At 65.1% G+C, this 20605-nt stretch carries 16 protein-coding genes; 7 read left to right on the top strand and 9 right to left on the bottom strand.

The genetic code is table 11. The features are described 5' to 3' along the window. Positions 1-66: 66 nt before the first annotated feature. Both E5A73_RS06820 and metH read left to right on the top strand, forming a co-directional pair. Positions 67-1113: a homocysteine S-methyltransferase family protein gene (locus E5A73_RS06820; protein ID WP_135963026.1), complete on the top strand. Its 1047-nt coding sequence runs from the start codon at positions 67-69 to the stop codon at positions 1111-1113. A gap of 86 nt (positions 1114-1199) precedes the next feature. Beyond that, positions 1200-3800 (top strand): methionine synthase, encoded by a 2601-nt coding sequence (gene metH, locus E5A73_RS06825; protein ID WP_135963027.1) that lies wholly within the window; start codon positions 1200-1202, stop codon positions 3798-3800. Positions 3801-4003: 203 nt separating this feature from the next. Here the strand turns inward: metH and E5A73_RS06830 are convergent, their stop codons facing one another. From E5A73_RS06830 to E5A73_RS06845, 4 genes are all read right to left on the bottom strand, one after another. Then, a complete protein-coding gene (locus tag E5A73_RS06830) occupies positions 4004-4405 on the bottom strand; it encodes a GFA family protein (RefSeq protein ID WP_135963028.1) in 402 nt (133 codons plus the stop codon). An 81-nt stretch (positions 4406-4486) separates the two neighbouring features. After that, complete coding sequence (locus E5A73_RS06835) at positions 4487-4783, bottom strand: fucose-binding lectin (protein ID WP_135963029.1); 297 nt, start codon at positions 4781-4783, stop codon at positions 4487-4489. Between the two features lie 107 nt (positions 4784-4890). After that, positions 4891-5349 carry a cupin domain-containing protein gene (locus tag E5A73_RS06840; RefSeq protein WP_135963030.1) on the bottom strand — a complete coding sequence of 153 codons (459 nt, stop codon included), beginning with the start codon at positions 5347-5349 and terminating at the stop codon, positions 4891-4893. Next, positions 5346-6263: an alpha/beta fold hydrolase gene (locus E5A73_RS06845; RefSeq protein WP_135963031.1), complete on the bottom strand. Its 918-nt coding sequence runs from the start codon at positions 6261-6263 to the stop codon at positions 5346-5348. The genes E5A73_RS06840 and E5A73_RS06845 overlap by 4 nt, the downstream gene beginning before the upstream one ends. A gap of 136 nt (positions 6264-6399) precedes the next feature. Between E5A73_RS06845 and E5A73_RS06850 the strand changes: the two genes are divergently transcribed. Together E5A73_RS06850 and E5A73_RS06855 are read left to right on the top strand one after the other, a co-directional pair. Further along, positions 6400-8265 (top strand): ABC-F family ATP-binding cassette domain-containing protein, encoded by a 1866-nt coding sequence (locus E5A73_RS06850; RefSeq protein WP_135963032.1) that lies wholly within the window; start codon positions 6400-6402, stop codon positions 8263-8265. Positions 8266-8663: 398 nt separating this feature from the next. Continuing rightward, complete coding sequence (locus E5A73_RS06855) at positions 8664-9842, top strand: hypothetical protein (protein WP_168355843.1); 1179 nt, start codon at positions 8664-8666, stop codon at positions 9840-9842. Positions 9843-10006: 164 nt separating this feature from the next. On the opposite strand, the gene E5A73_RS06860 is transcribed toward E5A73_RS06855, so the two are convergent. Further along, a complete protein-coding gene (locus tag E5A73_RS06860) occupies positions 10007-10270 on the bottom strand; it encodes a DksA/TraR family C4-type zinc finger protein (protein ID WP_135963034.1) in 264 nt (87 codons plus the stop codon). A gap of 124 nt (positions 10271-10394) precedes the next feature. On the opposite strand from E5A73_RS06860, the gene E5A73_RS06865 reads away from it, so the two are divergent. Both E5A73_RS06865 and E5A73_RS06870 read left to right on the top strand, forming a co-directional pair. Continuing rightward, positions 10395-11981, top strand: coding sequence for an MFS transporter (locus tag E5A73_RS06865; RefSeq protein WP_240700065.1), 1587 nt, complete (start codon positions 10395-10397; stop codon positions 11979-11981). A 10-nt stretch (positions 11982-11991) separates the two neighbouring features. Then, positions 11992-13017: an alanine racemase gene (locus E5A73_RS06870; RefSeq protein ID WP_135963035.1), complete on the top strand. Its 1026-nt coding sequence runs from the start codon at positions 11992-11994 to the stop codon at positions 13015-13017. Here E5A73_RS06870 and E5A73_RS06875 read toward each other — a convergent pair. The 4 genes from E5A73_RS06875 to E5A73_RS06890 form a co-directional block, all read right to left on the bottom strand. Next, positions 13014-13994, bottom strand: a complete 981-nt coding sequence (locus E5A73_RS06875) for a 2OG-Fe(II) oxygenase (protein WP_135963036.1) — start codon at positions 13992-13994, stop codon at positions 13014-13016. The two genes, E5A73_RS06870 and E5A73_RS06875, sit on opposite strands and share 4 nt — an antisense overlap. 84 nt (positions 13995-14078) lie before the next feature. Then, entirely contained in the window at positions 14079-17414 is a 3336-nt protein-coding gene (locus tag E5A73_RS06880) for a TonB-dependent receptor domain-containing protein (protein WP_135963037.1), read from the bottom strand. Between the two features lie 255 nt (positions 17415-17669). After that, positions 17670-18842, bottom strand: a complete 1173-nt coding sequence (locus tag E5A73_RS06885; protein WP_135963038.1) for an acetyl-CoA C-acetyltransferase — start codon at positions 18840-18842, stop codon at positions 17670-17672. A gap of 37 nt (positions 18843-18879) precedes the next feature. Next, positions 18880-19890, bottom strand: coding sequence for an alpha/beta fold hydrolase (locus tag E5A73_RS06890; protein ID WP_135963164.1), 1011 nt, complete (start codon positions 19888-19890; stop codon positions 18880-18882). A 68-nt stretch (positions 19891-19958) separates the two neighbouring features. Between E5A73_RS06890 and phaR the strand changes: the two genes are divergently transcribed. After that, positions 19959-20528 (top strand): polyhydroxyalkanoate synthesis repressor PhaR, encoded by a 570-nt coding sequence (gene phaR / locus E5A73_RS06895; RefSeq protein ID WP_135963039.1) that lies wholly within the window; start codon positions 19959-19961, stop codon positions 20526-20528. Positions 20529-20605 lie beyond the last annotated feature (77 nt).

Below are 20605 nucleotides of genomic sequence, written 5' to 3' on the forward strand. Positions count from 1 at the left end.
GATCTGGTGCCGCGAGTGCACGCCAAGATTAGGGAGGTCCCGGCTTTCGCCGGGATGACGAAAGATATGACACCACGCGAAACCCTGCTGGCCGAAGCCGCCAAGCGCATCCTGATCACCGACGGTGCATTCGGCACCGAGATCCAGAACTGGAAGCTCGACGAAGCGGCCTATGCCGGCAATCTCGGGCTCGGCCACGACCAGAAGGGCAATAACGACATCCTCGCGCTGACCAAGCCCGAGGTGCCGGAGACGATCACGCGCGAATATCTGGATGCAGGATCGGACATCGTCTCGACCAACACCTTCTCCGCCAATCTGATCAGCCAGGCCGATTATGGCGCTGAGCATCTGGTGCGCGAGATCAACCTCGCATCGGCGCAGATCGCGCGGCGCTGCGCCGACGAATATGCAGCGAAGGACGGCCGCCCGCGCTTCGTGGCAGGGGCGATCGGGCCGACCAACAAGACGTTGTCGCTGTCGCCCGACGTCAACGATCCCGGCTATCGGGAGATCGACTTCGACTATCTCAAGCAGGTCTACCGCGAGCAGATCGACGCATTGGTCGAAGGCGGGGTCGACTTCATCCTGATCGAGACGGTGTTCGACACGCTCAACGCCAAAGCGGGGATCAAGGCGGCGATCGAAGCAGGCGAGGCGCTCGGCCGCGACTTGCCGATCATGATGTCGATGACGCTGACCGATCTTTCGGGGCGTAACCTCTCCGGGCACACCGTCGAGGCGTTCTGGCACGCGGTGCGCCACGCCAGGCCGCTGACGATCGGGCTCAATTGCTCGTTCGGCGCGGAGCAGTTGCGCCCGCACGTCAAGACGTTGAGCGCGCTCTGCGACACGCTGATCATGGTCTACCCGAACGCCGGATTGCCCAACGAGCTGGGCGCTTATGACGAGGAGCCCGCGACGACTGCGGGGCTGGTCAAGGAATGGGCCGATGCCGGGCAGGTCAATGTGCTTGGAGGGTGCTGCGGATCGACCCCGGAGCATATCGCGGCGATCGTCGAGGCGGTGAAGGATCTGACGCCAAGGGCGGTTCCAGTGCCGGAAGTGCGGACGCGCCTCGCCGGGCTCGAACCGTTCACGATGGCGGCCTGAGTTGTTCCCCGGCGAAGACCGGGGCCCAGTTACGACCCAGCCCGAGGCTGGCCCCGGCCTTCGCCGGGGAACAAGGAAAACATGAAGTGACCACCGCCTCCTCCACCAGCTTCGTCAATATCGGCGAGCGCACCAACGTCACCGGCTCGGCCCGCTTCAAGAAATTGGTGATGGCGGGGGACTATGCCGCCGCGGTGGAGGTCGCGCTGCAGCAGGTCGAGGCCGGCGCGCAGGTGCTCGACGTCAACATGGACGAAGGCCTGCTCGACGCGCACGAGGCGATGACCACCTTCCTCAAGCTCATCCAGGCCGAGCCGGACATCGCCCGAATACCCGTGATGGTCGACAGCTCGAAATGGGACGTGATCGAGGCGGGGCTGAAATGCGTCTCGGGCAAGCCGATCGTCAATTCGATCAGCATGAAGGAAGGCGTCGACCAGTTCCTCGAGCATGCCCGCAAGTGCATGGCCTATGGCGCCGCGGTGGTGGTGATGGCCTTCGACGAGACCGGCCAGGCCGACACCAAGGAGCGCAAGGTCGAGATCTGCTCGCGCGCTTATGACCTGCTAGTCGGCATCGGCTTCCCGCCCGAGGACATCATCTTCGATCCCAACGTGTTCGCGGTTGCGACGGGGATCGAGGAGCATAACAATTACGGCGTCGATTTCATCGAGGCGTGCAAGGAGATCAAGGCGCGCTGCCCGCATGTCCATATCTCGGGCGGGCTATCGAATTTGAGCTTCTCGTTCCGCGGCAACGAGGCAGTGCGCAAGGCGATGCACTCGGTATTCCTCTATCACGCGATCCCCGCGGGGATGGACATGGCGATCGTCAATGCGGGCCAGCTCGACGTCTATGACCAGATCGAGCCCGTGCTGCGGACCGCGTGCGAGGACGTCATCCTCAACCGCGATCCCGACGCGGGCGAGCGGCTGGTGGCGCTTGCCGAAAAGTTTCGCGGCACCGACGCGGTCGCCGAAAAGCAGGCGGCGGAGTGGCGCGGCTGGCCGGTCGCCAAACGGCTCGAGCACGCGCTGGTCAAGGGCATCGACGCGTTCGTCGTCGAGGATACAGAGGAATGCCGGCTCGCCTTCGCCCGCCCGATCGAAGTGATCGAAGGCCCGCTGATGGACGGGATGAACGTCGTCGGCGACCTGTTCGGATCGGGCAAGATGTTCCTGCCGCAGGTGGTCAAGTCGGCGCGCGTGATGAAGAAGGCGGTGGCGCATCTGCTGCCCTATATCGAAGCCGCCAAGGAGCCTGGCGCCAAGGGCAAGGGCAAGATCATCATGGCGACGGTCAAGGGCGACGTCCACGATATCGGCAAGAACATCGTCGGCGTCGTCCTGCAATGCAACGGCTTCGACGTGGTCGATCTCGGCGTGATGGTGCCGTGGTCGAAGATCATCGAGGCGGCGAACGAGAATGACGCCGACATGATCGGGCTTTCGGGGCTGATCACGCCCTCGCTCGACGAGATGGTTACCGTCGCCGAGGAGATGCAGCGGCTCCAGATGACGATGCCGCTGCTGATCGGCGGCGCGACGACATCGCGCGTCCACACCGCGCTGCGGATCGAGCCTGCGTATAAGGGGCCGGTGGTCCATGTGCTCGACGCCAGCCGCGCGGTAGGCGTCGCAACGACGCTCGTCTCCGAGACGATCCGCGACGATTATGTCGCCAAGATCGCCGCCGAATATGAAGCAGTCCGCGTTGCCCGTGCCGGCCGCGGCCAGAGCGAATTGGTGCCGATCGACAAGGCTCGCGACAATGGCTTCGACGCCGACATGAGCCTCAAGCCGGGCAAACCGCGGATGCCGGGAGTGCACGAGTTCCTCGACTGGGACCTCGCGGACCTGCGCAAATATATCGACTGGACGCCGTTCTTCCGCGCCTGGGAGCTGGCCGGCAATTATCCTGCGATCCTCGAGGACAAGGTGGTCGGCGAGAGCGCGACGTCGCTGTTCGCCGATGCGCAGGCGATGCTCGACAAGATCATCGCCGAGAAGTGGCTGACTGCGCGCGGCGTCGCCGGTTTGTGGCCGTGCCGGCGGCGGGGGGACGACATCATCGTCCATGTCGAGGACGAAGTGCATTACACCCTGCCGATGCTGCGCCAGCAGATCGCCAAGCGCGAGGGCCGCGCCAATATGTGCCTCGCAGACTTCATCGATCATGACGGCGACTGGATCGGCGGGTTCGCGGTCGGCCTCCACGGCATCGAGCCGCATCTCGCGCGCTTCAAGAACGCGATCGACGATTATTCGGACATCCTGTTGAAGGCGCTGTCGGATCGATTGGCCGAGGCGTTCGCCGAGCGGCTGCACTTGTTCGTTCGGACTTCGCTGTGGGGCTATGCCGAGGGCGAGCAATTGACCAACGAGGCGCTGATCAAGGAGCAGTATCGCGGCATCCGCCCGGCACCGGGCTATCCGGCCTGCCCCGAGCACAGCCTCAAGCCGATCTTGTTCAAGATGCTCGATGCCCATCGGCGGACGGGGATCAGCCTGACCGAGAGCTTCGCAATGCTGCCGACCTCGGCGGTGTCGGGCTTTTATTTCGGGCACCCCCAGGCCGAATATTTCGGCGTAGCGCGCATAGGGCAGGACCAGCTCGCGGAATATGCGACGCGGCGGGGCATTTCGCTCGAACTGGCGACGCGCTATTTGCGTCCTAACCTGGACTGATCGTTCTCCTGCTTTCGTTGGAGCACGGCAGAGGCGTAGCGGTCGGTTGGAGTGTGATATGTTCTTCTGATGCTGTTCCCCGGCGAAGGCCGGGGCCCAGCATCGATTAGCCGGCGAGCGGCGACGAACCTCTCGAACATCATCGCAACTGGCCCCCGGCCTTCGCCGGGGAACAGGTCGTTTCGAACGCGCCGGATGACGCGCTATGCGCCGCTTGGACTGACGCGCGGTCCGGGCCAGCGGTCACACGGGTCCGGAGCCTCGACGGTCATGCTCGCCCCTTCGGTCGCGCGTACCGGGAGGCCGGCGAGACCCACATCGTGCAGGCAGCGGACGTTGATCCCGAAATGGTCGGGCGCCGCCCGCTTGCGGTGGAAGACGTAGATGCCGCAACGGCCGCAGAAATAGTGTTGCGCCCGGTGGGTGTTCCACTGGTAGAGCGTGAGCAGATCCTCGCCCGTGGTCACTTCGAGCGCAGTCTCCGGCACCTTCGCCATCAGCGCGCCGCGCATCGCGCAGAGCGAGCAATCGCACGTGGTGAGTTCGTCGATCCGCCAGTCGAGCTGAAAGCGGACCTCGCCGCAATGGCATGAACCCTGGATCATCGCGCCCTCCCCGGCAGGCAGGCGAATAGCGACCCGACGGGCCGGCGCCAAGCTGGTCGACTCGGCGCCGGCCGAGCGCGTTCAACTCGGCGTGTACTCGCCCTTCGTCCAGTTCGAGCCGGGATCGAAGCACCATTCGGTGGTGGTGTCGTCCAGGGTGGCATAGACGCGGATATGCTCGCCGGCAGAGTCGTTCCAGCACGTCGCCGAGACCGCGCTGCCCGGCATGCTGAAGCCCGTGGTCCAGCCCTGGCCGTCGGCGCAGCGCTCGGTGATGGTATAGCCGTCGGTCGAATAGACGCGGATGTGAAGCTGGCTCGAACTGTCGAACCAATTCACTGCCGCAGTGCCAATCGGATAGTTTGGATTATCAGCCATGAACTTTCCCCCGTCTTGCGAGTCGCGGCCGCGACTCGCCTGGGCAGCGTCTCATAGTTTCGCTTTCGGAACAAAACCGGCGCCGGTGATCGGGACAAGTCGCTGTTCTAGTTCGGATTACTCGCCGGCTCGGCATATACGGTGTCGGTCGGGCCGTAACCGGTGATGTAGACATGTGCGCCCTCCGGCCCGGTGCGCGCAAAATGCGGCACGCCGGCAGGCTCGGTATAGAAGCTCCCTGGGGGCAGCGGCTTGCGCAGACTGTCATCGGCCTTCGGTCCATAGCCGAAATGCCACATGCCCGAGACGACCGTCGCGGTGCGCTCGTCCTTGTGGCTATGCGCGGCGATGCGCGTGTTGGGCGGTACCTTGATCTCGATGGCGAACAGCCCCGGCTTGGTCGGGTCGCCGCTGAGCACACGTGTCTCGACCCCGGCGAGCCCCGAGGTCCCCGCGACTGCGCCGATCTGGGGCAAGGCGGCGACTTCGGCCGGAGTGAGACGGATCTCGCGCGGCGCGGGCGCGACGGCGAGGAGCGCGGCGAGCGCAAGCGCGGTGCGGATCACTTCGCACCGAGGAAATCAGTGACGAGCTTGACGGTGGCGTCGGGATTCTCCTCCATGATCCAGTGGCCGGAGGCGGGCACGATGCCCTGGGTGACGTTGGTTGCGGCGGCGCGCATGACCGTCGCCATCGTCCCGGCGAAGCTCTTCTCACCGCCCAGAGCGAGGACGGGCATCCCGAGCTTTCCCTGCGCGGCGAGGAATCCGCGATTGTCGATCGCGTCCTGGTCGAACGCGGCGAACTGCGCGAAGCCCGCATGCATGTGACCGGGGCGGGCGTAGATCGCGGCATAATGGGCGCGCGAGGCTTCGTCGAAATGCGCGGGATCGGCGGAAAATTCGTTCCAGAAGCGGTCGAGATAGATGCGCTCCCGGCCCGCGACGAGCCGTTCCATGTCGGGCCCGCCGAACCGGAAATGCCAGAGCAGAGGGTTTTTGAGGATTTCCTCCCACGGTCCGATGCCGGGGACGGGCGCGTCGATCAGGACGAGCCGAGTCACACGCTTCTGGTTCTGCACCGCGAACGCATAGGCGACCATGTTGCCGATATCGTGCGCGACCACGTCCGCCTGGGTCACCTTGAGCGCGTCGAGCAATGCGACCATGTCGGCGGCCTGGGTCTTCTTGTCATACCCGCCTGGCGCGACTGCCGAGAGCCCCATGCCGCGCAGGTCCGGGACAATGACCTGGTGATCGCGCATCAGCGCAGCCGCCAGCGGCGCCCACATGTCGCCGGTCTCGCCGTAACCGTGGAGGAGCAGAACCGCCGGGCCCTTGCCGCCGATGCGGACGTGAAGAACGGTGCCGTTGGCGGTGATTTCGCGCGTTTCGAACGAGGCGGGGTAGGCGGGCACTTCCGCGCGGACTGGGGGTGCGAACGCGAGGAACAGGGCGGACACGGCGACGAGGAAGCGCATAGGGGAACCCTCCGTCAGGGACCCCGAATCGGTCGCCTGTTCATATCGTCGAATGTATGCAGATGGCGGCGATTGTCATGCTGCAAATGCGAAAGACTTGGGTCCGGGCGCCGCAAGTGCTAGAGGCGCGCGCATCATGCTCAACCTGACCGACATCACGGTGCGCCTCGGCGGGCGCACGATCCTCGACAACGCCACCGCCAAGCTGCCCCCGCGCGGGCGGATCGGTCTGATCGGGCGCAACGGCGCCGGCAAGACGACTCTGGTCAAGGTCGTCGCGTCGCAGCTCGAGCCCGATACGGGCAGCGTCGACATGCCGCGCGGCGCCAAGCTCGGCTATATCGCGCAGGAGGCGCCGCACGGCGACGCGACTCCGTTCGAGACGGTGCTCGCCGCCGACCTCGAGCGCGCCGCCCTGCTCCACGAGAGCGAGACCAGCCACGATCCCGATCGGCTCGGCGAAGTGCACGAGCGGCTGATGGCGATCGACGCCTATACCGCGCCGAGCCGCGCGGCGCAGATCCTGGTCGGGCTCGGCTTCGACGAGGAAATGCAGCATTCACCGCTCGACAGCTTCTCCGGCGGGTGGAAGATGCGCGTGGCGCTGGCGAGTTTGTTGTTCTCGCAGCCCGACATGCTGCTGCTCGACGAGCCTTCGAACCATCTCGATCTCGAAGCGGTTTTGTGGCTCGAGGATTTCCTCAAGAGCTATCCGGCGACGATCCTGCTGGTCAGCCATGAGCGTGACTTCCTCAACAATGTCGTCGATCACATCCTCCATCTCGATCGCGGCAAGCTGACGCTCTATCCCGGCGGCTATGATGCGTTCGAGCGCCAGCGCGCCGAGCGGCAGGCGCAAATCGCCTCGGCCCGCGCCAAGCAGCAGGCGCAGCGCGAGCATCTGCAGGAATATATCGCCAAGAACTCGGCCCGCGCCTCCACCGCGAAGCAGGCGCAGAGCCGGCAAAAGGCACTGGCCAAGATGCAGCCGATCGCCGAATTGCTCGACGATCCGACGCTGAGCTTCGATTTCCCCAATCCCGACGAATTGCGCCCGCCGCTGATCACGCTCGATCTGGCGACGGTGGGCTATGGCGAGACGCCGATCCTCAAGCGGCTCAATCTACGCATCGACCCCGACGATCGGATCGCGCTGCTCGGGCGCAACGGCAACGGCAAGACCACGTTGGCGCGGCTGCTCGCGGCGCAGCTGACGCCGATGGAAGGCGCGATGAACGCCAGCGGCAAGATGCGGGTGGGCTATTTCACGCAGTATCAGGTCGAGGAGCTCGAACGCAGCGAGACGCCGCTCCAGCACATGACCGTGCTGATGAAGGGTGCGTCCCAGGGCGCGGTGCGCGGCCAGCTCGGGCGGTTCGGCTTTTCGGGGCAGAAGGCGACCACCGAGGTCGGCAAGCTCTCGGGCGGCGAGCGGGCGCGGCTGGCGCTGGCGCTGATCACCCGCGACGCGCCGCACATGCTGATCCTCGACGAGCCGACCAACCATCTGGACGTGGACGCGCGCGAAGCGCTGATCCAGGCGCTCAACGAATATACCGGCACGGTGGTGTTGGTCAGCCACGATCGCCACATGCTCGAGATGACCGCCGACCGGCTGGTGCTGGTCGACCAGGGCACTGCGAAGGAATTCGACGGCTCGCTAGACGATTACATCGCCTTCGTGCTGTCGAAGGACGGCGCGGGCCCCAAGCTTTCCAAGGCGGACAAGAAGGAAGCCCGCCGCCTCGCCGCGGAGGCGCGCGAAAAGGGCACCGAACTGCGCAAGGCAGCCAAGACCGCCGAGGCCGAGCTGGCGAAGCTGACCGAGCAGCGCACCGCCGTCGAGCGCGCGATGTTCGATCCTTCGACGGCGGACGCTTCGCTGATCAAGCTGAGCATGACCGAGCTGATGAAGCGCCGCGCCGAATTGAGCGACAAGATCGAGGCCGCCGAGGCGGCGTGGATGCAGGCGAGCGAAGCGCTTGAGGGCATCGCCGCATGAGATCGCTTGGGCAGGGATCAACGCTGCTTCAGCTGAGGGCTGCATTGGTCCATCTGGCCGCGACATCGCCTGGCGGCTGCGGGTGGAGCGCGCGCTAGCAAGCATCGCTTCTCAGAGAATGGTGACTTCGGTTACCGTGCACGACTGCATTGACGTGAGAGTTTTCTCCCGTCACCTTTCCTGGAATAGGCTAGGGGGACAGGATGCGGCTTAAGCTCGTGCGGCACGCCGCTATTACTTGCTGTGTCTCGGCGCTCCTGGGAGCCTGCGGCGGGGGCGGCGGGACATCGACCCCGGCACCCGCCGCGCCGACACCCACGCCGGCACCTGTTCCCACGCCAACGCCAAGCCCTACGCCGCTCGCACGCGCAGTAAGTACGGGCGCCAACCCCTGCTTCATGTATATGTATTCGTCGCGGGAGCGTATCGGCGACGCCAATACCTCGGGCTATTACTGCTCTCGGGATGGACGTTTCGGTCGAGGTGTCGTGGGCTTGCGAAGCTACGGTTTCGGTACGTTTTATCCGCTATGGTTTGACCATTATAATCTAGCCGCCGGGGTCGATTCCGCCGGTTCTACCTACTTTGCCTATGTTGCTCCGCTGGGGTCACTCATCTATTCGCCCGCAACATCCTTGATAGAGTTTGCGGACAGCCAAGTCGCAGTGAAGCGGGCGCTCGGACTCGACACCGGTATTTTTAAACTGATGACGGATCCCGATCTCACGAAATTTGATCCGGTGGTGGCGCTTCTCGATGCCGACGACGCGACTCACCGCGAAGGGGCGCGTGTGGCCGCGGCGAACCTGCGCGCGGGAGCCGTTGCGATTGGCGTCGACACGGTCCGACAAGGGCGCTTCGATCCCTATTTCCTTTTCGTGCAGCAAGGCAACGTAAAGTTCGTTGGGGAGTTCGTTGCGACCCGACAGGCTTTTCTCTTCGACAATTCGGTCATGAGCGATCTGCTTACCAGCGCCGTGCCAGCGGGAAAATACCGCGCCGACGTCTTAAGCGCCGCAGCCCACCTTATCGGTGCTTATGCTGCGGCCATCGGGGTCCAGATCGACACCACCACTAGCGCAACGCAGTTCAACCTCGGTTTGATCGGCTATCTTCGAACACGCCTGGGCGAATTGCTCGAGGCTAATACTGCTGAGGCGGCCGCCAGGGCGCTCGCGGTCACCGCCCCGCAGATCATTGACCAAACCGCAATATTCCGCGAGGCGCTGCCGCTCCCAACAACCGGGTTCTTTTTCCCCGGTCCGGATTTCTTCGTTGCATCGGCCGGCGCGCCTCTGATCATTACGGCAGATGGCCTGGATGTATCGACACTCGTATCAAATGATATTTACGCGAACGGCCCGACGGGCAGCATCGGTTTCTTTCCCGCGTCTTCTTCGGTACTTTCGGTTAGCGTCCCGTCGATCAACAGTGCTGAATTGACTGCTGTCTTGGCGTCCGGAAAGGTTACCGTGACTGCGCTGAACGGCTTCAAGGGCTACACTTATTTCGACTATGCGGTGCGTCATCCGAGTGGCGAGGAGGGCGCAGCCCGGGTCTATGTGAATTTCCAATAGGCCACGTACCTTCCTTCTCGGTGGCGACAGCACCTTTTTGCTCCGACCTGTGTGCCTAACCGCCTGCACGCGGGGCGGTTGCTGCCCGACGGTTCTGATCTCCGCTATCTAGCGAACCCGCTCCAATCGTCGCCCCAGCGGCGAACATGACTGGCCCGCCAAGCCTAGCGCAATTGGCTGTCCTTACTGCCGCGCCGGTTGATCCCGGCGCTGCGCACGCTTGCGTCGCGGCCCGCCTGACAGGGGACGCAAGTGCGCGTGCCGGGGAGCGCGCGGCGGCGCGCTTCTGGAATGTCGCCGCCGCACAATGCGCAATGCTCCGCGCTCTCGCCCGAGGGCATGCGTGCGCGCGCGGCCGATACTGCGTCGGCGACCGTGTCGTCGATCTGATCCTGCACGGCGCCGTCCTGCGCCCATCCGTTTGCCATCGTTCCTGTCTCGGCTAAAGCTTTCTAATCTATGTAAAATAGTCACAACGCGATCGGGTTCCAAGGCCACCCTTGCCGCGGCGCGCAGCCGCGCTACACCGTCTGCCAAACAGGAGGAGCGACAATGGCCAGTGCGGCGCCCGAACCGAGTGCCAGGGAGATGCGGCTGGTGATCAGCGCATCCTCGCTGGGCACCGTGTTCGAATGGTACGACTTCTTCATCTACGGCACGCTAGCCGCGTCGGGAATCATCGGACGGACCTTCTTCCCCGCGGGCAACGAAGTGCTCCAGACCTTGCTCGCCTGGGCAGGTTTCGCCGTCGGCTTCGGTTTCCGTCCGCTCGGCGCCGTGTTGTTCGGCTATCTCGGCGACAAGCTCGGCCGCAAATATACTTTCCTGGTCACGATCACGCTGATGGGCGTGGCGACCGCCGGCGTCGGTCTGGTGCCGAGCTATGCCGCGATCGGCATGGCCGCGCCGGTGCTGATCATCCTCCTGCGCATCGCCCAGGGGTTGGCACTCGGTGGCGAATATGGCGGTGCGGCGATCTATGTTGCCGAGCATTCGCCCGCCGGCCGTTCGGGCTTCCACACCAGCTTCATCCAAGCGAGCGTCGTCGGGGGATTCATCCTCAGCCTCGCCGTGGTACTGATCTCGAAGTTCGCCCTCGCCGACGTCTGGGCCAGCTGGGGCTGGCGCGTGCCGTTCCTGTTCTCGATTCTGCTGCTCGCCATCTCGCTGTGGATGCGGCTCAAGCTTTCCGAGAGCCCGGTGTTCAAGGCGATGAAGGAGGCCGGCGAGACCGCGGCCAACCCGTTCATCGAGAGCTTCACTTACCCCGGCAACGGCAAAAGGCTGTTCGTCGCATTGTTCGGCATCTCCGCCGGATTGACGGTGATCTGGTACACGTCGATGTTCTCGGTGCTGTCGTTCCTGTCGGGCCCGATGCGGCTCGATCCTACCGCGGCGCAGCTGATCACCGGCGGATCGGCGATCATCGGCATGGGCTTCTTCCTGTTCTTTGGCCACCTCTCCGATCGTGTCGGGCGCAAGGTGCCGATCGTCGTCGGCTATGCGCTCACCCTGGTGCTGCTCTTTCCGCTGTTCTGGGTGATCGGCAGCGCGGCCAATCCCGAACTGGCGAAAGCCGCGCGACGGGCGCCCGTAATCGTCTCCGGCCCGCACTGCGGCTATGATCCGTTCGCGGCGAAACAGGCCGATGAGTGCGGCCAGCTGCTCGATCACTTCTCGAAGAAGGGCGTCGCTTACAAGACGACGCGTGCCCCCGCGGTCACCGTGTCGATCGGCGGCGTGCCGACCGCCGATACCAGCCCCGCCGGACTCGACGCGGCGCTGGCCGCCGCCGGATATGATCTCAAGCCCTCGGTGCCGCCGATCGGCAATATCGCGATCATCATGCTGGCGATACTCGCGCTGATGGCGCTCTCCGGCGCGACCTACGGCCCGGTCGCGGCGTTGCTCTCGGAGATGTTCCCGTCGCGGATCCGCTACAGCTCGATGTCGATCCCCTATCATATCGGCACCGGCTATTTCGGTGGGTTCCTGCCGCTGATCAGCCAATATATCGTCGCGCGCACCGGCAATCCCTATGCCGGGCTGTGGTACACCTTCGCGGTAGTGGCGATGGCGCTGGCGGTGACTGCCTGGGGCCTCAAGGAGACAGTGGCGCGCGTGCCCGCCAGACGCTAACCGCGCTGGCATGACGCATTCCCCCCTGAGGCTGAAGCTCGACGGCGACGCGCTGGTCGCCAATTGGCGGTTGCTGCGCGAGATGAGCAATGGCGCGGCGTGCGGCGCTGCGGTCAAGGCCGATGGTTATGGGCTGGGCGCGCGCGATGTCGTGCAGCGGCTGGCCGGCGCGGGCTGCCGCGACTTCTTCGTCGCGGTGTGGAGCGAGGCGCGGGCGCTGGCCGATCTCGGGGTGGCAGTGTCGGTGCTCCACGGCATCCGTGACGCCGATATGGCCGAGCGGCCGGCCAATGCGCGGCCGGTGCTCAACACCGCCGATCAAGTGCGCCGCTGGCGCGCGGGCACCGGCGGCGCATGCGACGTGATGGTCGATACCGGCATGAACCGGCTCGGAATTTCGGTCGAGGACGTGGCGGCAGGGCTGCTCGACGGGCTCGAAATCGAAACGCTGATGAGCCATCTTGCCTGCGCCGACGAAGACGTGCCGCTGAACGCGCAGCAGCGCACCGCGTTCGCGGCACTGCGCGGGCGGACTGGGGCGCGGCGGATGAGCCTCGCCAATTCGGCCGGAATCGCCTTGGGTCCGGACTATGCCTTCGACCTCACGCGACCGGGGATCGCGCTTTATGGCGGGCGGCAGCGCGCCGAGCATGGCACGATCCGCCAGGTGGCGACTCCGCAAGCGCAGGTGATCCAGCGCCGGCAGGTGCGCGCGGGCGAGATCGTCGGCTATAATGCCACCTTCACTGCGCCCGCAGACATGGAAGTAGCGGTGCTCAATCTCGGTTACGCCGACGGCTATCTGCGCTGCTTCTCGGGGAAGGGCAGAGCGCGGGCCGGCGATGCCGTGCTGCCGGTGATCGGCCGCATTTCGATGGACCTCACGGCGATCCGCGTGGATGCGGCACCGGCGCTGGCCGAGGGGGACTGGGTGGCGATCGACTATGCGCTGCCCGAAACCGCGGCGCTGAGCGGGTTGTCGCAATATGAGCTGATCACGGGGCTGGGAAAGAGGTTCGACCGCTCGTGGGCCTAGGCGCCGCGGATCGTCCATGGATCGATCGGTGCGGCGCGGATCCAGCGAGTGGCGAGCCACTTGGCGCCGGCGGTGACGGGGGCTCCGGCGTGGAGCGAGCGCGTATCGGGCGCACCGTCGCTCACTAGGGTGTCGAAGACGATGGCATCGCCGCCCCGCGGCTGGATCGTCAGCCCCAGTAGCGGAAATTGCGTTTCGCCGCCGCCGAAACCCTGGTTGAGATAGATCAGTACCGTCCTGATCCGCTGGTTTTGCGCGCCGGCGATCGTGTCGAGATGGCGCCGATATTCCTGTCCCGGACTGTACCGCAGAATCGTGAGCGGCTCGCCCTGCTCGACTCGCGTGCCGCTGGCCGCGGCGATTCGCAGGTTCAGCGCGCGGATCACCAGATCCTCCCGGGTCGGGCCGATCGCGCCGCCGTCCGAAGTGCGGATCGGATGCGGGACCAATCGACTTGTCCGCGGGTCGATCACTTGCGCAGGTTCGAGCAGTTCCGCGCCGACCGATGCCACATGCGCGCATTCGCGTGGAGTAAGGAACGCAGGATAATGGACGATGCGCGGTGCCGCACTGAGCACCTCGCCCTTGGGAAGCAGAAGCGGTACCCCGTCCGCGGCGAGTGCCATCTCGTCGAGCAATGCCCGCTGCGCTGCTGCGACGGGATCGCCCATCGCCCGGTCCAGCAGCGCGACCGCCGACGACCAGTCCGGCGCGTCCGTGTTGCCATTGCCGTTGGCGCTCAGCGCGATTTCCATGAGTGCGCCATCGACATGGCCGATCTCGACCGCCCGGCGTAGTGCCGTGCGAGCGGCGACAAGATCGCGCGGAAGCGGCGCGCCGGCGAGGCGCCAGACCGCGAGCTGCATCCAGGCCTGGGCGTTGCCCGCGCTGCCTGCGGCCTCGAGCAGCGCAACCGCCGAAACCGCCTGGCCGCGGGACGCCAGCGAACGGGCCTGCTCGATTGAAGTATCAGCCATATGCCCTCGTCTAGCGCGGATGCGGGACAAAGAAAAAGGGCCGGGGAATTAACCCCGGCCCTTCCCTAGTTCAGCGTGTCGCTATCAGAACTTCGCGGTGACGCCCGCGTAGAAGAAGCGGCCACGGTTGTCGTAGATGCCCGAACCCGACCCGATGCCGGTGAGGCCGTAAGGCGGCTTGGCATCGCCGACGTTGGTGACACCGCCGTAGAAGTTGAACGCGTCGTTCACTTCCAGGTCGAAGCGGATGTCGTGGTATGTAACCGAGGGATACTGAGCGATTTCAGCATAATCGGGGTTCTGGGCCGGTTGGCCGTTCACTCCGTTATAGTCTTCCCAGGTGTTGATATACATCCGGCTGAGATAGCGGAAGCTGTGGCCGAGCGTGAGCGGGCCGAGCTTCAGATCGGTGCTGATGTTGAAATTGTCTTCCGGATCGCCGAGTTCGCCGACAAGCACGTTCTTGAAGGTCGGACGCGACGGATCGGTGAAGTTGTCGCGCTGGATGGTGTGCGTCCAGACGCCCTTCAAGCTCAGACGGCCCCAGCCGAAGTCGCGGTTGTAGCCGATCTGCGTATCGATGCCGCGCGCCTTGTACTGCGCATAGTTCTGCGGCGAGTCGATGAACGAACCTTCGATGATCTGGAAGGGCTGCTCGCCGTTCGGCCCACCGTTGGCACCCGCACGCTCGAACAGGCCACAGAACTGGTTGTTGAGGTCCGGCGCGTCGTAGCACGCGTTCAGGGCATTCTGGACCGAAGGCGAGGTGATCACGTCATCCACGGTGATGGAGTAGTAATCGACCGAGATCGCCAGGCCAGGCACGAAGCTCGGCTGGAACACGCCGCCGATGGTGAGCGACTTCGATGTCTCCGCCTTGAGGTTCGTGTTGCCGCCGCTGAGGATCTCCAGCGATGCCGTGTAGGCAAAATCGTAACCAGTCGGACGGCCAGCTGCGTTGCAGTTGGCTTCACGCGTCGCCGAACCGGTGTTGATATTGCGCGTCGAGCAGGGATCGTTCGGAGCGGGGGTGAAGTTCTGACCCGGCACCGTATAGAGATCGCCCAGATACGGTGCGCGCACCGACTTCGAGTAGGACCCGCGGAACATCAGGTCGCGGACGGGGCGCCAGGTGGCACCGCCGCTGAACGCGTACACGGTGCCGGCACCGCCCTTATAGTCGGCGATACGACCCGAACCGTTGAGCGTCAGCTCCTGGATGAGCGTGACGTCCTTGATCAGCGGCAGCGAGATTTCGCCGAACACTTCCTTCACTTCGAAGGCTGGCGACGTGAAGCTCGGGATGGCGTTGTAGAACGCATAGCCGGCCTGGGTCAGGTCATCGAGGTCGTAGGAAAGCGTCTCCTTGCGATATTCGGCGCCGATCGACACGCCGATGGCACCGCCCGGAAGCGTGATCGGAAGGTTGCCCGACACGAAGCCGCTGGCGACGAACTGGCTGGACTTGCCGGTGGCCATGGTCGGGGTGACAAGGTAGTTGAGCGCGGCCTGGCTGACCGAGCCCTGACCGAACGGGTTGAGCGGGACGCAAGCAGCGATATCGGAAGCGAGCTGCGCGTCGTTGCCCGCGATGTCGTCACCGGCATAGCGCCCGTCGACCTGCGAGCGGCAGACGACCTGGCCGGCCGCGTTGCGGGTGGTGTCGAGCGCCAGCAGATAACGCTGGGTGTTGACGTTCCCGGTGATGACGTTCGATTCTTTGTGTTCGCTGTAGTTTGCCGAGACTTCGTAGTTCCAGTCGGAACCGAGTTCACCGCGAATACCGACGACGGCGCGGTAAAGCTCGCGCTTCATCTCTTCGTCGCGCGTGCCGAGATCCACCCAGTTGCGACGCAGCGAGAAGCGGTAGGTACCCGCCGCAATCTGAGCCAGCGCGGCCGCCTGGTTAGCGGCGGTCTGTTGCCCAGCCAATGCAGTCGCCGCAGCTCGCTCAGCGTCGGTCATGCCCGTCCTGAACACCGGTGCGACGGTGAAGCTCGCGCCCGTGTTCGGGTTGACGCCCGAGTTGACCGCCGCCGTCAGCTGCGAGGCGAGCGTCGAACGCGCAGTTGCCGACAGGAACGGATTGTCGAGGCGGATGCCTTCGCGGTTGACCGCGGTGGCGCGCAGCGCCCCGGGATTGGTCTGCGCGAAGGGGGAGTTGTAGCTGCCGTTCGAATAGGAGCGATCATAAGTGCCCGCGAAGTCGCCGATTGGGCCGATGCCATCACCCAAGGTCTGTCCCTGCGAGAAGAACGGGCCGCTCTGCGTACCGAAAGCTTCGGTGCGCACATATTTGGCTTCGAAGAACGGCACGAATGCCGGCGAGATCTCGAAGTGCCCGAGCGCGTTGAAGACGTAGCGCTTGAGATCCGGCGAGAGGACCATCAGCTTGCCTTCGCGGCTGCTGGTGCCGTTGCCACCGATATAGTTGCCGTTCGGGCCGAGGCCGACGCGAAGGCCGGTCTGCGGAGTCAGCGCGCCGTCCGGCAGGAACTGGAAGCCGCAGGTGAAGGACGAGCCGACCGCGTCGTTCCCGCAGGGCGCGCCCGGCGTATTGGCGTAGCGGATTCCGACCTGACCGCCGAGGCCGATCGTCGCGCTGCGGATGTCGCGATAGTAGAGACGGTCCGGAACCGTGTCGAATGGCGAACCGGTGTCGGTGTCGACGACGACGAACGCGTTGTTCTGACGCAGGTTAGGGCGGCCCGAGGCGTAATAGTCGCTCTGATGCGCGAATTCGGCGTTGAACGCGATGTTGCCGCGGCCCTCGGCGAAGTTCTTGCCCGCGACGAGCGAGACATACTGGTTGCCTGCGTCGCCATAGGTGCTGACGCCGGCCTGTCCGCGCAGCTGGACGCCATCGTAGCTGTCCTTCAGGATGAAGTTCACGACGCCCGCGATCGCGTCCGAACCGTAGATCGACGAATTGCCGCCGGTGACGATGTCGATGCGCTCGATCAGGTCGGTCGGCAGCGTGTTGATGTCGATCGCGTTGCCGTTGTTGATGATGTCGGCAGAGGTCTGGCGGCGGCCGTTGATCAGTGCCAGCGTACGCGAAGTGCCGAGGCCGCGCAGATCGAGGAAGTTGACGCCACGGGTGCCGAGGCCCGAGGTCGAGTTCTGCGAGCCCAGCGACGAGCGCAGCTGCGGCAGATCGTTGAGAACGTCGCCGACCGAGATGCGGCCGGTCTCGAAGATCTCTTCGCCGGTGACGGTGGTCACCGGAACCGGCGAATCATCGTTCGGGCGGCGAATGCGCGAACCGGTCACGACGACCGTCGGACCTTCCTCTTCTGCCTGAGTCGTATCGGTCTGTGCGGCCTCGACGGGCTCGCTCGACTGCGCCTGCGCGACGAGAGGAAACAGGAACGCGGCGCTCGCCAAAGCGGTGGCACCGAGAAGTCGGCTGGTTTTCATGTCTAAGGGCCCCTGGGGCTTAATGCCCGATTGGTCCCATGACGCCCCAAGCGGGCCTCTCTGCGCAAGGCAGTTTGTGAACTACAGATTAATTACCGGCGCGCCTGTTGCAGATATGCTACAGCTGTTTGCCTATTGTTGCGTCGTGTTGCGACGCAACGCAATTTTGTAATATTAGTGACTAACCGTACCAGCACAGCGCATCACCCTCGTCCGCGACTTTGCGACGAACGCCGGAAAAATCGCGATCAGACGTCAGCGCTCGATGCAGATCGCGATGCCCATGCCGCCGCCGATGCACAAAGTGGCGAGGCCTTTCTTGGCATCGCGCCTCTGCATTTCGTAGAGCAGGGTGGTGAGCACCCGCGCGCCCGACGCGCCGATCGGATGGCCGATCGCGATCGCGCCGCCGTTGACGTTCACCTTGTCGGCGTCCCAGCCCATATCCTTGCCGACGGCGAGAGCCTGTGCTGCGAACGCTTCATTGGCTTCGATCAAGTCGAGATCCTCGACCTTCCAGCCGGCCTTCTCGAGTGCCTTGCGGCTGGCGGGGACCGGGCCGATGCCCATGATCGACGGATCGACGCCGACGCTCGCCCAGCTGGCGATTCGCGCGAGGATCGGCGCGCCGCGCTTCTCGGCTTCCTCGCGGCTCATGAGGACCAGAGCCGCGGCGCCGTCGTTGAGGCCCGAGGCGTTGGCGGCAGTGACGCTGCCATCCTTCTTGAAGGCGGGACGCAGCCCGGCGATGCCCTCGACGGTGGCGCCGGCGCGGATATATTCGTCGTCCGCGACGATCGTGTCGCCCTTGCGTCCCTTGATCGTGACCGGCGCGATCTCGTCCTTGAAGCGGCCTTCGGCGCGCGCCTTCTCGGCGAGGTTCTGCGAGCGGACGGCGAAATTGTCCTGGTCGCTGCGCGTCACCTGATATTGTTCGGCAAGATTCTCGGCGGTGATGCCCATGTGGTAGCCGTTGAACACGTCGGTCAGGCCGTCCTTGATCATCGTGTCGACCAGACTGAGATCGCCCATCTTGGTGCCCGGCCGCAGCGACTGGGCGTGCGGGCTCATCGACATGCTCTCCTGGCCGCCGGCGACGACGATCGTCGCGTCGCCGGTCTTGATCGCCTGATAAGCAAGCGTGACCGCGCGCAGGCCCGAACCGCAAACCTGCTGGACACCCCAGGCCGGTACTTCCTTGGGCAAGCCCGCTGCCATCGAGGCCTGGCGCGCCGGGTTTTGGCCCTGCGCCGCGGTGAGCACCTGGCCGAGAATGACTTCGCTGACTTCCTCGCCCTTCACGCCGGCCTGCGCGAGCGCGGCCTCGATCGCGATTCGGCCGAGCTCATGCGCGGGCGTCGCGGCGAAAGCGCCGAGGAAGCTGCCGACCGGCGTACGCTTGGCGGCGGTGATGACGACGTCGGTCATGGGGAAGGCTCCTGCGCAGATATTTTGTCGTTGCGCGCTATCTAGGGGCGGGAAGGGCGGTTAGCCAGTCCGCAAGCGGCTGCCACAGCGCAGCGCGTGCGCGGCCGCCGACGATCATCCCGACATGCCCCATCGCAAGCTCGTGCACCGTGCCGATCCGCGCGGCGCTGGCGGCGGGGACGATGCGATCGGTGGTCGAGACGAACGAGAGGACTGGGACGCCGAGCTTCTCCGGTTCGACGTGCTTTCCGGCAATCTGCCAGCCGCCGCTGCCGGGCAGGTCGGCGACGAAGAAGTCGTCGAACATCTGGCGCCCCGCGCCGAAGCTGAGCGGCGCGCCGCCATTGGCCCAGTCCTCGAGCGTCACGAAGGCGCGCGCCTCTGCGCTGTCGGGTTCGAGGCGCGCGAAGCGCTCGAACTTGGCGACGGTGCGTTTGGGATCGAGCTGCCAGAAGCCCGATTGCAGCACTTCCATCGGCACCAGGCCCAATTGCTCGCAGGTCGCATGCGCCTCGTCCCACAATGCCGAGATCGGATCGAGCGCGTCGCCGTAGCCGGCGAAGTTCCACGGGGCGGCGATGGTCGCGAGCCCGGCGATCTCGGCGACGGCGGCCGCGGCGGTCGCCATCGTGCCGCCTAGGCAATAACCGACCAGCGCCGGCCGCCGATCGAGCGTGGCGAGCAGCGGGAGCAGCATCTGCTCGATATGCGCCGTCACGTCCTGCGCGCGATCGTCGGGAGTCGGCGTGCCCCAGTCGACGAGCAACGGGCGCAGGCCTCGCCTCGCGAGCCAGCGCAGCAGCGAGTTCTCCTGGGCAAGATCGAGCACGAGGGGCGGGTTGATCAGCGACGGCACGAATACGACCGGCAGGCCCCCGCCGCCATAATCGCGCAGCACCGCGCGGCCCGCGCTGGCCACCACCGGCATCGGCGCCCGGGCAGCGGGCCGCGAGGCTTCCTGATATGCGCGCAGCCCGGCAAGTGCTGCGGCGCGTCGCTCGGGTGATGCTGCAGTCTCGCTGCGCAACAGTTCGAGAAACAACGGCAGCGGCCGAGGCCCTTGTTGCGATGCGGCAAAGGATGTTAGGGTATCATCATTCACGCGCGGGGGTGTCCATGAAGAAAGCTGCTGCGGGCTCGGGTCCGGTGATCATCAAGAAGTACGCCAATCGCCGGCTCTACAACACCGAAACCTCGTCCTATATCACGCTCGATCATCTCGCTGCGATGACGCGCGAGGGCCGGGACTTCAAGGTGGTCGATGCCAAAAGCGACGAGGACATCACCCACAACGTCCTCACGCAGATCATCATGGAAGAGGAATCGCGCGGCACCTCGATGCTGCCGGTCAACTTCCTCCGTCAGCTGATCTCGCTCTACGGCGATTCGATGCAGGCGATGGTGCCGGGTTATCTGGAGGCGTCGATGGACAGCTTCCGGCGCAATCAGGAGCAGTTCAAATCAGCGGTCGAGGGCGCGTTCGCCAACTCGCCGTTCGCCGAGATCGCCAAGCGCAACCTGGCGATGTTCGAGGCGGCGGCGGAAGCGTTCAAGCCCGGCGCGGCCGGCGGCATCGCGCCTGCGGCGCCGGCACCAGCGCCCGCGCAAGAAGGCGGCGACGACGTCTCGGCGCTTAAGGCCGAGCTGGCGCGGCTGCAGGACAAGATCGAGAAATTGGGGAAGTGATCGTCGCTCCCCTCCCTGCAAGGGAGGGGCCGGGGGTGGGTGCGAGCGGAGTGAGCCCTTCGAGACGGCTGAGAAAA

It is taken from the genome of Sphingomonas gei (assembly GCF_004792685.1).
Lineage (GTDB): Bacteria > Pseudomonadota > Alphaproteobacteria > Sphingomonadales > Sphingomonadaceae > Sphingomonas > Sphingomonas gei.

Bases quoted from the DNA above. Each gene is read 5' to 3' on its own strand.
- E5A73_RS06820 (WP_135963026.1), top strand. From the start codon at position 67: ATGACACCACGCGAAACCCTGCTGGCCGAAGCCGCCAAGCGCATCCTG.
- E5A73_RS06830 (WP_135963028.1), bottom strand. From the start codon at position 4,405: ATGATCCAGGGTTCATGCCATTGCGGCGAGGTCCGCTTTCAGCTCGAC.
- E5A73_RS06835 (WP_135963029.1), bottom strand. From the start codon at position 4,783: ATGGCTGATAATCCAAACTATCCGATTGGCACTGCGGCAGTGAATTGG.
- E5A73_RS06845 (WP_135963031.1), bottom strand. From the start codon at position 6,263: ATGCGCTTCCTCGTCGCCGTGTCCGCCCTGTTCCTCGCGTTCGCACCC.
- E5A73_RS06850 (WP_135963032.1), top strand. From the start codon at position 6,400: ATGCTCAACCTGACCGACATCACGGTGCGCCTCGGCGGGCGCACGATC.
- E5A73_RS06855 (WP_168355843.1), top strand. From the start codon at position 8,664: ATGTATATGTATTCGTCGCGGGAGCGTATCGGCGACGCCAATACCTCG.
- E5A73_RS06860 (WP_135963034.1), bottom strand. From the start codon at position 10,270: ATGGCAAACGGATGGGCGCAGGACGGCGCCGTGCAGGATCAGATCGAC.
- E5A73_RS06865 (WP_240700065.1), top strand. From the start codon at position 10,395: ATGGCCAGTGCGGCGCCCGAACCGAGTGCCAGGGAGATGCGGCTGGTG.
- E5A73_RS06870 (WP_135963035.1), top strand. From the start codon at position 11,992: ATGACGCATTCCCCCCTGAGGCTGAAGCTCGACGGCGACGCGCTGGTC.
- E5A73_RS06875 (WP_135963036.1), bottom strand. From the start codon at position 13,994: ATGGCTGATACTTCAATCGAGCAGGCCCGTTCGCTGGCGTCCCGCGGC.
- E5A73_RS06880 (WP_135963037.1), bottom strand. From the start codon at position 17,414: ATGAAAACCAGCCGACTTCTCGGTGCCACCGCTTTGGCGAGCGCCGCG.
- E5A73_RS06885 (WP_135963038.1), bottom strand. From the start codon at position 18,842: ATGACCGACGTCGTCATCACCGCCGCCAAGCGTACGCCGGTCGGCAGC.
- phaR (WP_135963039.1), top strand. From the start codon at position 19,959: ATGAAGAAAGCTGCTGCGGGCTCGGGTCCGGTGATCATCAAGAAGTAC.